This window comes from Streptococcus sp. 4155 (assembly GCF_013276695.1).
Taxonomy (GTDB): domain Bacteria; phylum Bacillota; class Bacilli; order Lactobacillales; family Streptococcaceae; genus Streptococcus; species Streptococcus pseudopneumoniae.
Genome location: NZ_VMLM01000006.1, coordinates 18615 through 35077 on the forward strand (window position 1 = coordinate 18615; position 16463 = coordinate 35077).

The following is a 16463-nucleotide window of genomic DNA, read 5'->3' on the forward strand; positions in this document are numbered from 1 at the left end:
ACGTGCGTGGAATTACTGATTTACCTCATCCTATTTTTACTGGTTTTGATTGTCTCAAGTACAACCAATAAGCTCCTGCCCTTTTTGCCTCTCCCTTTGGTGCAAATTCTTTTGGGAATTGTGATTGGTCTCTTTTTACCCAATACTGACTTTCACCTTAATACGGAGTTGTTTTTGGCACTGGTTATCGGACCCTTGCTTTTCCGAGAGGCTGAAGAAGCAGATGTTACGGCTATTTTAAAACACTGGCGAATCATTGTTTATCTCATATTTCCAGTGATTTTTATCTCGACCCTGAGTTTGGGTGGCTTGGCCCATCTTCTTTGGTTCAGCCTTCCCTTGGCAGCTTGCTTGGCTGTTGGGGCAGCCCTTGGTCCTACGGACTTGGTGGCCTTTGCCTCTCTTTCGGAGCGTTTTAGCTTTCCTAAGCGCGTGTCCAATATCCTTAAGGGCGAAGGACTCTTGAATGATGCTTCTGGTTTGGTGGCTTTTCAGGTAGCTTTGACAGCTTGGACAACTGGAGCTTTTTCTCTGGGGCAAGCTAGCAGTTCGCTTATCTTTTCAATCCTAGGCGGTTTTTTAATTGGCTTTTTAACAGCCATGACTAATCGTTTCCTGCATAGCTTCTTGCTAAGTGTGCGAGCAACGGATATTGCTAGTGAGCTCCTTCTGGAATTGAGTTTACCCTTGGTAACCTTCTTCCTGGCAGAAGAAGTCCACGTTTCAGGGATTATTGCCGTCGTAGTTGCTGGGATTTTAAAGGCGAGTCGCTTCAAGAAAATCACGCTCCTCGAAGCCCAAGTGGATACGGTGACCGAGACAGTTTGGCATACAGTGAATTTTATGCTCAACGGTTCTGTCTTTGTGATTTTAGGAATGGAGTTGGAAATGATAGCAGAGCCTATCTTGACCAATCCAATCTATAATCCCTTGCTCTTGCTGGCATCTCTTGTCACCCTTACCTTTGTCCTCTTTGCTATTCGTTTTGTCATGATCTATGGCTATTTTGCCTATAGGACTAGACGTCTCAAGAAAAAGCTAAATAAGTATATGAAGGACATGCTTCTCTTGACCTTCTCAGGTGTCAAGGGAACGGTGTCGATTGCTACGATTCTCTTGATACCAAGTAATTTAGAACAGGAGTATCCTCTCTTACTTTTCCTTGTCGCAGGTGTGACGCTTGTAAGCTTTTTAACAGGTCTCTTGGTTCTGCCTTATCTTTCTGATGAAGAGGAAGAAAGCAAGGACTATCTCATGCATATCGCCATTTTGAATGAAGTAACGCTGGAGTTGGAAAAAGAGTTGGAAGACACCAGAAATAAACTTCCCCTCTATGCGGCTATTGACAATTACCATGGACGTATTGAAAATCTCATTTTAAGCCAAGAAAACCAGGATGATCAAGAAGACTGGGCTGCTTTGAAACTCTTGATTCTTAGTATTGAAAGTGATGGATTGGAACAGGCCTATGAAGAGGGGAACATTAGCAATCGTGCTTACCGAGTTTACCAACGTTATCTGAAAAATATAGAACGAGGAATCAATCGTAAGTTTGCGTCACGATTGACCTATTATTTCCTTGTTTCTTTGCGGATTTTACGTTTTCTCCTTCATGAAGTTTTTACTCTCGGGAGGACTTTCCGTAGCTGGAAGGACAAGGAGCAAAGCCGTCTCCGTGCTCTTGATTATGACCAAATTGCAGAGCTCTATCTTGCCAATACAGAGATGATTATTGAAAGTTTGGAAAACCTGAAGGGAGTCTATAGACGCTCTTTGATTAGTTTTATGCAGGAGTCTCGTCTTCGAGAAACAGCTATTATCAGCAGTGGTGCCTTTGTCGAACGGGTTATCAATCGCGTTAAGCCTAACAATATCGATGAAATGCTGAGGGGCTATTATCTGGAGCGCAAGTTGATTTTCGAATACGAAGAAAAACGATTGATTACGACCAAGTATGCCAAGAAGTTACGACAAAATGTCAATAACTTAGAGAACTATTCCTTGAAGGAAGCTGCCAATACCCTGCCGTATGATATGGTGGAATTGGTAAGAAGAAATTAGTTAATACTCTTCGAAAATCTCTTCAAACCACGTCAGCGTCGCCTTGGATTATATATGTGACTGACTTCGTCAGTTTCATCTACAACCTCAAAGCAGGGCTTTGAGCAACCTGCGGCTAGCTTCCGAGTTTGCTATTTGATTTTCATTGAGTATAAGATTATAAGTGAAGGAGTGTGACATGAAAAAGTGGTGGAAAGAGCTGATAGACAAGCCTCTATTAAAAGCCTTTTTGCATTATTATCAAGCATCAGATAGTGAGTTGACCAGTGTCGCAGTAGCCTACTATTGGTTGATTTCGATTTTTCCCCTGCTTTTGGTGGTGGTCAATATCCTCCCCTATTTTCAGATTCCTGTGGGAGAATTTCTGGGATTTGTAAAAGATGTCCTGCCCCCAAGCCTCTATGAAGGTGTGGAAAAAATAGCCAGAGAAGTCTTGACCCAACCTTCAACAGGTTTATTGAGTTTTTCTGTTTTATCGGCGTTATGGAGTTTTTCAAAATCTATGAATTTCTTGCAAAAAGCTTTTAACAAGGCTTATGGCGTCGAAAAGAGTCGTGGACTTATTTCCCATCAGATGGTAAGTCTCCTAGTCAGTTTTGGTTTACAGATCCTCTTTGCTTTTGCCTTGTTTCTGAGCTTATTTGGGCAGATGATTTTGGCTTTACTTGCTCATTATTGGACAAAAGATGGCATTATCTATCAGGCTTTACAAGGGTTGGCAGGTCCTCTGACTTACGCTCTCCTCTTTGCTATCTTGGTCATGCTTTATTATTTTCTTCCCAATCTATCTAACAGGAAAATTAGCTATACCCTACCAGGCAGTGCCTTTGTTCTCTTAGTGATTTTAGGTTTACTAACTCTGTTCTCTAGTTATCTCAATTACTATGTCCATCATTTAGTGGACGTCCGAATTTTAGGTTCCGTTCTTCTTGTTGTTATGATGTTTTGGTTTATCTTGATTGCTAAAATTGTTATCCTAGGTGCGGTGATCAATGCCAGTATACAGAGTTTGAAAGATCCTAGTTTTAGAAAAGACTAACTATTTATCCATTACAAAAGCGCATAGTATCAAGGTTCTATAAAGCCTTGATACTATGCGCTTTTGCGCTTTTGTGCTTTGACAGTTTTTGTATAGTTTTTGTCCAAGATTTCTAAATCATCTGATTAAATTCCTATTTTTCCCTATCATTGTCCCTGTTTTTTCGAAAATGGAAGGAGTATAATAAATCTATCAATAAAATGATAGGAGGAACTTTATGGGTCATATTTTCTTTTTTCTAAGTGTCTTTTTGGCAGGGATTCTATCCTTCTTTTCTCCTTGTATCTTACCCTTGTTACCAGTCTATGCAGGGGTGTTACTAGATGATAAGGATAGTGCTCAGGCTTCTAGTGGCAAATTTTCCATCTCAGTTGTTAGTTTATTACGAACTCTGGCCTTTATAGCAGGAATTTCCTTTATATTTATTTTGTTGGGCTATGGAGCTGGTTTTTTAGGCGACTTGCTTTATGCTTCTTGGTTTCAATATGTGACGGGTGCGGTTATCATTCTCTTAGGCTTGCACCAGATGGAGATTCTACACTTTAAGGGGCTTTATAAGGAAAAGAGGTTACAACTGCAAGGACAGGGGCAAAATGGTAAGGGCTATAGTCAGGCATTTTTATTGGGCTTGACCTTTAGTTTTGCTTGGACGCCTTGTGTGGGGCCGGTTCTTGGCTCTGTTTTGGCCTTGGCGGCTTCAGGTGGCTCAGGTGCTTGGCAGGGAGCGGGTCTCATGTTGGTGTACACGTTGGGCTTGGCGCTACCATTCTTGCTTCTAGCTCTGACCTCTAGTTATGTTTTGAAACATTTCCGAAAACTTCATCCCTATCTCGGAATCCTCAAAAAAGTGGGTGGTTTTCTCATTATTGTGATGGGACTCTTGGTTCTGTTTGGAAATGCTTCAATTTTAAGTCAATTATTTGAATAAAATGGAAAGGAATATCAATATGAAAAAATGGCAAACATGTGTTCTTGGAGCAGGTTCGCTCCTTTGTTTGACGGCTTGTTCAGGCAAGTCCATGACTAGTGAACACCAAACGAAAGATGAAATGAAGACGGAGCAGACAGCTAGTAAAACAAGCGCAGCTAAAGGGAAAGAGGTGGCTGATTTTGAATTGATGGGAGTAGATGGCAAGACCTACCGCTTGTCTGATTACAAGGGCAAGAAAGTCTATCTCAAATTCTGGGCTTCTTGGTGTTCCATCTGTCTGGCTAGTCTTCCAGATACGGATGAAATTGCTAAAGAAGCTGGCGACGACTATGTGGTCTTGACAGTAGTGTCACCAGGACATAAGGGGGAGCAATCTGAAGCGGACTTTAAGAATTGGTATAAGGGCTTAGATTATAAAAATTTCCCAGTCCTAGTTGACCCATCAGGCAAACTTTTGGAAACTTATGGCGTCCGTTCTTACCCAACTCAAGCCTTTATAGATGGTGAAGGAAAATTGGTCAAAACGCAACCAGGTTTCATGGAAAAAGATGCAATTTTACAAACTTTGAAGGAATTAGCCTAGGAGGTGTCCTATGAATGATAAGTTAAAAATCATCATGTTGCTAGGAGTATTTTTTCTAGCCATAACCGGTTTCTATTTTCTATTGATGAGAAATGCAGGGCAGACAGATGCCTCGCAAATTGAGAAAGCGGCAGTTAGCCAAGGAGGAAAAACAGTGAAAAAAACAGAAGTTAGTAAAGATGCAGATTTGCACGAAATTTATCTAGCTGGTGGTTGTTTCTGGGGAGTTGAGGAGTATTTTTCTCGAGTTCCTGGGGTAACAGATTCCGTTTCAGGCTATGCAAATGGTAGAGGGGAAACAACCAAGTACGAATTGATTAACCAAACAGGTCATGCGGAGACTGTTCATGTCACCTATGACGCCAATCAAATTTCTCTCAAGGAAATCCTGCTTCACTATTTCCGCATTATCAATCCAACCAGTAAGAATAAACAAGGAAATGATGTGGGAACCCAGTACCGTACCGGTGTTTACTACACAGATGACAAGGATCTAGAGGTGATTAACCAAGTCTTTGATGAGGTGGCTAAGAAGTACGATCAGCCTCTAGCAGTTGAAAAGGAGAGTCTGCAGAATTTCGTAGTGGCTGAGGATTACCACCAAGACTATCTCAAGAAAAATCCAAATGGCTACTGCCATATCAATGTTAATCAGGCGGCCTATCCTGTCATTGATGCCAGCAAATATTCCAAACCAAGTGATGAAGAATTGAAAAAGACCCTGTCACCTGAGGAGTATGCAGTCACCCAAAAAAATCAAACAGAACGGGCTTTCTCAAACCGCTACTGGGATAAATTTGAATCTGGTATCTATGTGGATGTGGTAACTGGCGAACCTCTCTTTTCATCAAAGGACAAGTTTGAGTCTGGTTGTGGCTGGCCTAGTTTTACCCAACCCATCAGTCCAGATGTTGTCACCTACAAGGAAGATAAGTCCTACAATATGACGCGTATGGAAGTGCGGAGCCGAGTAGGAGATTCTCACCTTGGGCATGTCTTTACGGATGGTCCACAGGACAAGGGCGGCTTACGTTACTGTATCAATAGCCTCTCTATCCGCTTTATTCCCAAAGACCAAATGGAAGAAAAAGGCTACGCTTATTTACTAGATTATGTTGATTAATACTCTTCGAAAATCGCTTTAAACCACGTCAGCGTCGCCTTACCGTGGGTAGGGTTGAGACGGAGCAAAAACTCAATTTGAGGAGAAAATAAAGCAAATTTTCTAACAATAAAACACATAATATCAAGGATTTTTAATACCTGATACTATGCGTTCTCTAATTTAAAAGACTTTTTGCCCAGTCTCTCTATCTACAACCTCAAAGCGGTACTTTGAGAAACCTGTGGCTAGCTTCCTAGTTTACTTTTTGATTTTCATTGAGTATAAGAAGTCTTTCCTAAGCAGTGAGAGGAGAATTTTGCTATACTGATACTAGTAAGTGGTAAAGGAGAGAAGCATGACCTATACAATCTTAATTGTAGAAGATGAATATCTGGTAAGACAAGGTTTGACTAAACTGGTCAATGTAGCAGCCTACGATATGGAAATCATCGGTCAGGCTGAAAATGGAAGGCAGGCTTGGGAATTAATCCAAAAACAGGTGCCAGATATCATTTTAACCGATATCAACATGCCTCAGCTAAATGGCATCCAGTTGGCCAGTCTGGTTCGGGAAACCTATCCTCAGGTTCATCTAGTTTTTTTGACTGGCTACGATGATTTTGATTATGCCTTGTCTGCTGTCAAACTCGGTGTGGATGACTACCTGCTCAAGCCCTTTTCTCGTCAGGATATTGAGGAAATGTTGGGGAAAATCAAGCAAAAACTAGATAAGGAAGAGAAGGAAGAGCAGTTACAAGATTTATTGGCCGATAAGTTTGAAGGAAACATGGCCCAGAAAATCCAGTCCCATCTGGCTGATAGCCAGTTTAGTTTAAAGTCTTTGGCCAGTGACTTAGGTTTTAGTCCGACTTATCTGAGTTCCTTGATTAAGAAAGAGCTGGGCCTGCCTTTTCAGGATTATCTGGTGAGAGAACGTGTCAAACAAGCCAAGCTTTTGCTTTTAACTACAAATCTGAAGATTTATGAGATAGCTGAAAAGGTTGGTTTTGAAGATATGAACTATTTTACCCAACGTTTTAAACAGATTGCAGGTGTGACACCTCGTCAGTTTAAGAAGGGGGAAGGTCGATGAAGCGTTCTTCTCTTTTAGTCAGAATGGTTATTTCCATCTTTTTGGTCTTTCTTATTCTCCTAGCTCTGGTCGGGACTTTCTACTATCAATCTAGTTCTTCAGCCATTGAGACCACCATTGAAGGCAACAGCCAAACGACCATCAGCCAGACTAGCCACTTTATCCAGTCTTATATTAAAAAATTAGAAACCACCTCGACCGGTTTGACCCAGCAGACGGATGTCCTAGCCTATGCTGAGAATCCCAGTCAAGATAAGGTCAAGGGAATCCGAGATCTATTTTTGACCATCTTAAAGGCAGACCAGGACTTGAAAGCAGTGGTTTTGGTGACCAAATCTGGTCAGGTCATTTCTACAGATGACAGTGTTCAGATGAAAACTTCTTCAGATATGATGGCTGAGGATTGGTACCAAAAGGCCATTCATCAGGGAGCTATGCCTGTTTTGACTCCAGCTCGTAAATCAGATAGTCAGTGGGTCATTTCTGTCACTCAAGAACTTCTTGATACAAAGGGAGCCAATCTTGGTGTGCTTCGTTTGGATATTTCTTATGAAACTCTGGAAGCCTATCTCAATCAACTCCAGTTGGGGCAGCAGGGCTTTGCCTTCATTATCAATGAAAACCATGAATTTGTCTACCATCCTCAACACACAGTTTATAGTTCGTCTAGCAAAATGGAGGCTATGAAACCCTACATCGAGACAGGTCAGGGTTATACTCCTGGTCACAAATCCTACGTCAGTCAAGAGAAGATTGCAGGAACTGATTGGACGGTACTTGGCGTGTCATCATTGGAAAAGTTAGACCAGGTTCGGAGTCAGCTCTTGTGGACCTTGCTTGGGGCTAGTGTCACATCTCTTCTTGTCTGTCTCTGCTTAGTGTGGTTCAGTCTTAAACGCTGGATTGCTCCTTTGAAGGATTTGAGAGAAACCATGTTGGAAATTGCTTCTGGTGCTCAAAATCTTCGTGCCAAGGAAGTTGGTGCCTATGAACTGAGAGAAGTAACTCGCCAATTTAATGCCATGTTGGATCAGATTGATCAGTTGATGGTAGCTATTCGTAGCCAGGAAGAAACGACCCGTCAGTACCAACTTCAAGCCCTTTCGAGCCAGATTAACCCCCATTTCCTCTATAACACTTTGGACACCATCATCTGGATGGCTGAATTTCATGATAGTCAGCGAGTGGTGCAGGTGATCAAGTCCTTGGCGACCTATTTCCGCTTGGCACTCAATCAAGGTAAGGACTTGATTTGCCTGTCTGATGAAATCAATCATGTCCGCCAGTATCTCTTTATCCAGAAACAACGCTATGGAGATAAGCTGGAATACGAGATTGCTGAAAATCCTGCCTTTGATAACCTAGTCTTGCCCAAGTTGGTTTTGCAACCTCTGGTGGAAAATGCTCTTTACCATGGTATCAAGGAGAAGGAAGGTCAGGGACATATTAGAGTTTCTGTTCAGAAACAGGATTCAGGATTGGTCATCCGCATTGAGGATGATGGAGTTGGCTTCCAAGATGCTGGTGATAGTAGTCAAAGTCAACTCAAACGTGGGGGAGTTGGTCTTCAAAATGTCGATCAGCGTCTCAAACTTCATTTTGGAGAACATTACCAGATGAAGATTGATTCTGCACCCGACAAAGGAACGACGGTTGAAATATACATAAATAGAATAGAAACTAGTTAACTCCCAGTCAATTCTGGGAGTTTTATGCGTAATTGGGCAAGCTTTCCAGGTCGTCTATCTTGCTAAAAACAAGAAAAAACGGTATGATAGATAGTGACAAAAGAGGTAGCAGAGATGAACGAGACACAGATTCAAAGAGAAACACGTCAGATAGTGAAAGATGTTTTAGAAAAGGCCAATTTGAAGCAAGGATCTATCTTTGTTTTGGGTCTTTCCTCTAGTGAAGTGATAGGTGGTCAGATTGGCAAGGAATCCAGCCAAGAAATTGGCGAAATCATTGTGAAGACCATCCTAGATCTCCTAGAAGAAAAAAGAATTCATCTAGCTGTTCAAGGCTGTGAGCATGTCAATCGGGTTCTCGTCGTTGAACGTCAGATGGCAGAGCAGTTTGGTCTGGAAATCGTCAGTGTCCTTCCTACTCTCCATGCAGGAGGTTCAGGTCAATTGGCAGCCTTTAAGTTTATGCAAGATCCAGTTGAGGTTGAATTTATCAAGGCTCATGCTGGATTGGATATCGGAGATACTGCAATTGGTATGCATGTCAAGCATGTTCAGGTTCCGATTCGCCCTCTTTTGAGAGAGATTGGTCATGCCCATGTAACGGCGCTGGCTAGTCGTCCAAAATTAATCGGAGGTGCGCGTGCGCACTATCCGCAAGATTCTATCAGAAAGTCGTGAGAATAAATAAAGGAGATGAAAGTGTTTAAAAAAGACCGTTTTTCAATTCGTAAGATTAAGGGAGTTGTAGGTTCTGTATTTCTTGGAAGCCTTTTGATGGCTTCTTCTGTAGTGGACGCAGCCACCTATCACTATGTAGATAAAGAGGTTATTTCACAAGAAGCTAAAGATTTAATCCAGACAGGAAAGCCTGATGGAAATGAACTTGTTTATGGTTTGGTGTATCAAAAAAATCAGCTGCCACAAACAGGGACAGAAGCATCTGTTTTGACAGCTTTTGGTTTGCTGACTGTTGGGAGCTTGCTTTTAATCTACAAGAGAAAGAAAATTGCCAGCGTCTTTCTAGTTGGAGCTATGGGATTGGTAGTCCTTCCTAGTGCAGGAGCTGTAGATCCAGTTGCTACTCTAGCACCGGCTAGTCGAGAGGGTGTTGTTGAAATGGAGGGTTATCGTTATGTTGGTTATCTATCAGGTGACATCCTCAAAACGCTTGGCTTGGACACTGTTTTAGAAGAAGACTCAGCTAAACCTGAAGAGGTAACTGTGGTCGAAGTTGAGAATCCCCAAGTAACAACAAATCAGGAGCAAGATAAGCCAGAAAACCGAGCAGTAGAGACAGAGGAAGCTCCTAAAACAGAAGAAAATCCAAAGGAAGAACAAGAACCTAAATCGGAGGTAAAACCTACTGACGAAACCCTTCCTAAAGTAGAAGAGGGGAAAGAAGATTCAGCAGAACCAGCACCAGTCAAATCGGAAAGTCAACCATCAGACAAACCAGCTGAGGAATCAAAAGTTGCAACTCCAGTAGAACAACCAAAAGTCCCAGAACAACCCGTGCAACCTACACAACCGGAGCAGCCAAGGATACCAAAAGAATCATCACAACCAGAAGATCCTAAAGAGGATAAGGTATCGGAAGAGACACCGAAACAAGAAGATGCACAGCCAGAAGTAGTAGAAACAAGAGATGAGGCTTCTAATCAACCTGTTGAAGAACTAAAAGTGGAAACGCCTGCTGTAGAAAAACAAACGGAACCAGCTGAGGAACCAAAAGTTGAACAAGCAGGTGAACCAGTCGCGCCAAGTGAAGGCGAAAAGGCACCAGTCGCGCCAGAAAAGCAACCAGAAGCTTCTAAAGAAGAGAAGACTGCGGAAGAAACACCGAAACAAGAAGAACAACCAGTAGAAGCTCAAGTTGAACCAGAAAGTCAACCAACAGAAACTTCACCAGCTGCTCAACCAGCAGAACATCAGGACGAAGAAACAAAAGTAGAACAGCCAGCAGTAGAACATAAAACAACTCCTGAAGAAGGTGTGTTAAATGTAATAGAAGTTAAGTCTGAAGTTATAGTAACTAAAGAGCCTGTGCCTTTTAAGACAGTTGAGCAAGATGATGAGAACCTCGCTAAGGGAAAAACAAGGGTTATTCGAGAAGGTGTTGCTGGCGAACGCACTATTTTAACTGAAGTCACTACTACTGATGGTAGACAGTCCAGTAAAGTACTAGAGGATACAATAACAACCAATCCAGTAGATGAAATAAAGGGTGTTGGTACTAAAGAACCAGTTGATAAAAGTGAGTTAAAGAATCAAATTGATAAAGCTAGTTCAGTTTCTCCTACTGATTATTCTACAGCAAGTTACAATGCTCTTGGATCTGTTTTAGAAGCTGCAAAAGGTGTATATGCTTCTGACTCTGTAAAACAACCTGAAGTAGATAGCGAGACAGCTAAACTTAAAGATGCTATCGACGCTCTTACTGTTGATAAAACAGACTTAAACAAAACTATCGAAGATGCGAAATCAAAAACTAAAGAGCACTACAGTGATGCATCTTGGACAAACCTTCAAAATGTATTAGCCGAAGCGAAAAAAGTTACAAGCAAACCAGAAGCAAAACAAAGCGAAGTTAATCACATTGACGAAAAACTTAAATCCGCTATTGCTGGATTAAATACAGATAAGACTGAACTTGAAAAACAACTGAATCTTGTAAACGAAAAAACTCAAGCTGACCACAGTACTACATCTTGGAACACTCTAGAAGAATCGAAAAATGCCGCTCAAACTGTAAAAGATAAGGCTACCTCTACTCAAGCTCAAATCGACGAAGCTACTAAAAAACTTAAAGCTGCTATTGACGCTCTAAGCGTTGATAAAACAGACTTAAACAAAACTATCTCTGATGCGAAATCAAAAACTAAAGAACACTACAGCGATGCAACTTGGGCAAATCTTCAAACTGTACTAGCTGAAGCTGAAAAAGTTACAAGCAACCCAGCAACAAAACAAAGCGAAGTAAATCACATTGACGAAAAACTGAAAGCTGCTATCGCTGGTTTAAATACAGATAAGACTGAACTTGAAAAACAACTTGCTGATGTTAAGTCTAAAACTGCAGCGGACTACAGCACTACATCTTGGAATGCTCTAGAAGAATCGAAAAATGTCGCTCAAACTGTAAAAGACAACAATAAGGCTACTCAAGCTCAAATCGACGAAGCTGCTAAAAAACTGAAAGCGGCTATCACTGATTTAACTACAGATAAGACTGAACTTGAAAAACAACTTGCTGATGCTCAGTCTAAGACTGCTACTGACTACAGTACTGTATCTTGGAGCGCTCTAGAAGAAGCGAAAACTGACGCTCAAGCTGTAAAAGACAACGACAAAGCTACTCAGACTCAAATCGATGATGCTGCTAAAAAACTGAAATCTGCTATCGATGCTCTTACTGTTGATAAAACAAAATTACAAGAACAAATAAAAGATGCAGAAATTAAACGAGAAGCTGACTATAGCCCTAATACTTGGAATGAATTTAAAAAAGCTGAAATAAAAGCTAAAGAAATCAACAACCAAACTACTCCACTTCCTAAACAAAGTAAAATAGATGCGACTACTAAAGCTCTTCAAGACGCTATTAAAGCTCTTGCTGTAGATAAAACTGCACTACAAAGTGCTATTAACACAGCTAACAGCAAACGTAAAGAAGAATACACTACTCAAACATGGAAATCTTTAGAAGACACTCTTACAGCAGCAAAATCTGTAAATGCAGATGATGCTACTACTCAAAGCAAAGTTAATGCAGCTACCGAAAAATTAGAAGAAGCTATCAAAAACTTAGCTCCATTAACTGAAAAACCAGTATTAAAATTTGTAAATACTGATAAGAAAGTATTAGATAAAGAAGTAGTTGCTAAGTATTCTCTAGAGAATCCAACTAAGACAAAAATTAAATCAATCACAGCTACCCTGAAAAAAGATGGACAAGTTGTTAAGACTGTAAATCTGATAGAAAATAATCTAGATGCTTTATTAGACAATGTAGAATACTTCAAAGGTTATACTCTATCTACTACTATGGTTTACGATAGAGGTAACGGTGAAGAGACTGAAACATTAGCTGATCAACCAATTCAATTAGACCTTAAAAAAGTTGAAATTAAAAATATTAAAGAAACAAGTTTAATAAGTGTTGACGATGCAGGTGTTGAAACTGACTCAAGTTTACTTTCAGAAAATCCAGGAAATGTAGCTCCACTTTATCTACGAGTTACAACTCACGATAACAAAGTGACAAGACTTTCTGTTGATAAAGTTGAAGAAGTAGTTAAAGATGGAAAAACATTATACAAAGTTACTGCCAAAGCACCAGACTTAGTTCAACGTAATGCTGATAACACACTTAGCGAAGAGTATGTTCATTACTTTGAAAAACAAAAAGCAAAAGAAGGTAATGTTTACTACAACTTCAATGAGCTTGTAAAAGATATGCAAGCTAACCCAACGGGTGAGTTTAAACTTGGGGCAGACTTGAATGCAGCAAATGTAAAAGGGAATGGTAAATCTTACGTAACTTCAACATTCAAAGGTAAATTACTAAGTAATGATGGCGGTAGATTTACAATTCATAACCTTGAACGTCCACTATTTGCTAGAGTTGAAAATGCGCATGTGCATGATATTAATCTTGGTAATGTTAATATTAACTTGTCAGGAGAAAATAAAGTGGCTCCCCTTGGTGAGATGTTCAAAAAATCAACCATTGAAAATATTAAAGTAACCGGTAATGTAGTAGGAAACAATGACGTTACAGGTATGGTTAACAAACTGGATGAAGCAGATATGCGTAATGTTGCCTTCGTTGGAAATATTACAAGTGTCGGCAATAAAGGCTGGTGGTCTGGTGGACTTGTCAGTGAAAGCTGGAGAAGTAATACGGATAGCGTTTATTTCGATGGAAATATTGTCGCTAATAATTCTAAGGTTGGTGGACTTGTCGCTAAGGTTAACCATGGTGGAAATCCATATGACTTCAAGCAACGTGGTCGATTGAAGAATTCATTTATTAAAGGTACGATGACTCTTAAAAACCATGGTCAAAGTGGTGGTTTGATTCATGAAAACTATGACTGGGGTTGGGTAGAAAATAACGTAAGTATGATGAAAGTAACCAATGGTGAAATCATGTACGGAGCAAGCTCAGTAGATACAGGGGATTCATACTTTGGATTTGATAACTTCAAGAATAACTTCTATGTAAAAGATGTTGCAACAGGTTTATCTTCATATAATAAATCTAAGCAAATTAAAGGTATTTCAGAAACAGATGCTCTAGCAAAATTTGCTAATATGGGTATTACTGCTCATGAGTATACGATTAATGATCCTGTAACAAATAAATTGAACCAGGTGAAACCAAAAGCTGATACTTACAAAGATACTCAAGATTATGATGCATCTCGTGAACTTGCCTACCGTAATATCGAAAAACTTCAACCGTTCTACAATAAAGAATGGATTGTAAACCAAGGAAATAAGATTCCAACGGGATCAAACCTATTAACTAAAGAAGTATTATCTGTTACAGGTATGAAAGACGGTCGATTTGTAACTGATTTATCTGATGTTGATAAGATTATGATTCACTACGCGGATAGTACAAAAGAAGAAATGGGCGTTACATCTAAGGATTCTAAAGTAGCACAAGTTCGTGAATATAGTATTTCTGGATTAGATGATATTGTCTACACACCAAATATGGTTGATAAAGATAGAACTCAGTTAATTAGTGATATTAAAGCTAAATTGTCATCATTTGATCTAATTTCTCCTGAAGTAAGAGATATTATGGATAAACGTAATAGAGCTGAGGAAAACAGTGAGAATCATAAGAATAATTACATTAAAAATCTGTTCCTTGAAGAAAGTTTTGAAGAGGTTCGAGGAAATCTTGATAAACTTGTTAAAGCTTTAGTGGAAAATGAAGATCATCAGTTAAATAGAGACGATGCTGCTATGAAAGCTCTTCTTAAAAAAGTAGAAGATAATAAAGCTAAGATTATGATGGGTCTTACTTATCTAAATCGCTACTATGGATTCAAATATGATGAAAAGTCTATGAAGGATATTATGATGTTCAAACCGGACTTCTATGGTAAGAATGTTAGTGTCTTGGACTTCTTGATTAGAGTTGGTTCAAGAGAACACAATATTAAAGGTAACAGAACGTTAGAAGCTTATCGTGAAGTAATTGGTGGAACGATTGGTATCGGTGAGTTAAACGGTTTCTTAAACTATAATATGCGTTTATTCACAGAAGAAACTGACATCAATACTTGGTATAAAAAAGCTGTATCGAATACCAACTATATTGTTGAAAAACAATCTTCAAATCCATTATTTGCTGGCAAAAAATATCGTTTGTATGAAAACATTAATAATGGTGAGCATAGTAAATACATCTTACCATTATTGACCACGAAGAAAGCTCATATGTTCTTGATTTCTACGTATAACACATTAGCGTTTAGTTCGTTTGAGAAATATAATAAGAACACAGAAGCAGAACGTGAAGAGTTCAAAAAACAAATTGATTTACGTGCGCAAGAGCAAATCAATTACTTAGACTTCTGGTCTAGACTTGCTGCTGACAATGTACGTGATAGATTGCTCAAATCTGAAAATATGGTTCCATCAGCAATCTGGGATAGTCAAGATGTTTGGGGATATGGTTGGTCAGATCGCATGGGTCACCATAAAAATGGTGATTATGCACCAGTTCGTGAGTTCTATGGACCTACAGGTAAATGGCATGGAAATAATGGTACGGGGGCATACGCATATATCTTTGATAATCCACAAAATTCAGAAGCGGTATACTATATCTTATCGAGCATGATTACAGATTTCGGTACATCTGCGTTTACGCATGAAACGACACACATTAATGACCGTATGGCATATTTAGGTGGATGGCGACACCGTGAAGGTACTGACGTAGAAGCGTTTGCTCAAGGTATGTTGCAATCACCGGCTGTGACAAGTTCAAATGGGGATTATGGTGCATTAGGTCTTAATATGGCTTATGAACGACCAAATGACGGTAAACAATGGTACAATTACAATCCTAGATTGTTAGACAGTCGTGAGAAGATTGACCATTACATGAAGAACTACAATGAAGCGCTTATGATGCTTGACCATTTAGAGGCTGATGCTGTTATCGCTAAAAACCAAGGAACTAACGACAAGTGGTTCAAGAAGATGGACAAAAAATGGCGTGAAAAAGCTGACCGAAATGGATTAGTTGGGCAACCACACCAATGGGACTTGCTTCGTAACTTGAATGACGAAGAGAATAAGAAGAAATTGACAAGTATTGATGACCTTGTAGATGGTAATTATGTAACGAAACATAATATGCCTGATAACAAATACTATCGCGCCGAAGGTTTTGATACGGCATATCAAACAGTAAGTATGATGGCTGGTATTTACGGTGGTAATACAAGTCAAAGTGCTGTTGGTTCTATCTCCTTCAAGCACAACACATTCCGTATGTGGGGTTATTTCGGGTACTTAAATGGTTTCCTAGGTTATGCTTCGAATAAATATAAACAAGAATCTCAAAAAGCGGGACATAAAGGTCTAGGTGATGACTTCATTATCGATAAAGTTTCTGGTGGTAAATTCAAATCACTTGAAGCTTGGAAGAAAGAATGGTATAAAGAAGTATACGATAAAGCTCAGAACGGTTTTGTTGAAATCGAAATCGATGGTGAGAAAATTTCGACTTACGCTAGACTTAAAGAATTATTCAACGAAGCTGTTGAAAAAGATTTGCAAGGGAATAAATTCGACAATACTGTTAGACTTAAAGAAAAAGTTTATAAACAACTTCTTCAAAAATCAGACGGATTCTCAGGAAAACTTTTTAAAGCATAGATTGTATTAAATAGATGAGTAAAAAGGTAGATCAGCTTTGTCTGTATCTGCC

General features: G+C 39.7%; 9 protein-coding genes. All 9 read left to right on the forward strand.

Annotated features, from left to right (window positions below):
- The first annotated feature begins 6 nt into the window (after window positions 1-6).
- The 9 genes from HT715_RS01075 (at window position 7) to HT715_RS01115 (ending at window position 16411) form a co-directional block, all read left to right on the forward strand.
- A complete protein-coding gene (locus HT715_RS01075; protein ID WP_138704537.1) occupies window positions 7-2061 on the forward strand; it encodes a sodium:proton antiporter in 2055 nt (684 codons plus the stop codon).
- 178 nt (window positions 2062-2239) lie between these two features.
- Window positions 2240-3100: a YihY/virulence factor BrkB family protein gene (locus tag HT715_RS01080; protein WP_000759506.1), complete on the forward strand. Its 861-nt coding sequence runs from the start codon at window positions 2240-2242 to the stop codon at window positions 3098-3100.
- A 217-nt stretch (window positions 3101-3317) separates the two neighbouring features.
- A complete protein-coding gene (gene ccdA2, locus HT715_RS01085; protein ID WP_000509841.1) occupies window positions 3318-4028 on the forward strand; it encodes a thiol-disulfide oxidoreductase-associated membrane protein CcdA2 in 711 nt (236 codons plus the stop codon).
- Between the two features lie 19 nt (window positions 4029-4047).
- Complete coding sequence (locus tag HT715_RS01090; RefSeq protein WP_000759276.1) at window positions 4048-4614, forward strand: redoxin family protein; 567 nt, start codon at window positions 4048-4050, stop codon at window positions 4612-4614.
- A gap of 10 nt (window positions 4615-4624) precedes the next feature.
- Entirely contained in the window at window positions 4625-5737 is a 1113-nt protein-coding gene (msrB, locus tag HT715_RS01095; RefSeq protein ID WP_050207717.1) for a peptide-methionine (R)-S-oxide reductase MsrB, read from the forward strand.
- A 337-nt stretch (window positions 5738-6074) separates the two neighbouring features.
- Entirely contained in the window at window positions 6075-6812 is a 738-nt protein-coding gene (locus tag HT715_RS01100) for a response regulator transcription factor (protein ID WP_000222621.1), read from the forward strand.
- A complete protein-coding gene (locus HT715_RS01105; RefSeq protein WP_000831093.1) occupies window positions 6809-8500 on the forward strand; it encodes a sensor histidine kinase in 1692 nt (563 codons plus the stop codon). The genes HT715_RS01100 and HT715_RS01105 overlap by 4 nt, the downstream gene beginning before the upstream one ends.
- A gap of 114 nt (window positions 8501-8614) precedes the next feature.
- Window positions 8615-9178 carry a TIGR01440 family protein gene (locus HT715_RS01110; RefSeq protein ID WP_166727395.1) on the forward strand — a complete coding sequence of 188 codons (564 nt, stop codon included), beginning with the start codon at window positions 8615-8617 and terminating at the stop codon, window positions 9176-9178.
- A gap of 21 nt (window positions 9179-9199) precedes the next feature.
- Window positions 9200-16411: a ZmpA/ZmpB/ZmpC family metallo-endopeptidase gene (locus tag HT715_RS01115; RefSeq protein WP_138701171.1), complete on the forward strand. Its 7212-nt coding sequence runs from the start codon at window positions 9200-9202 to the stop codon at window positions 16409-16411.
- Window positions 16412-16463 lie beyond the last annotated feature (52 nt).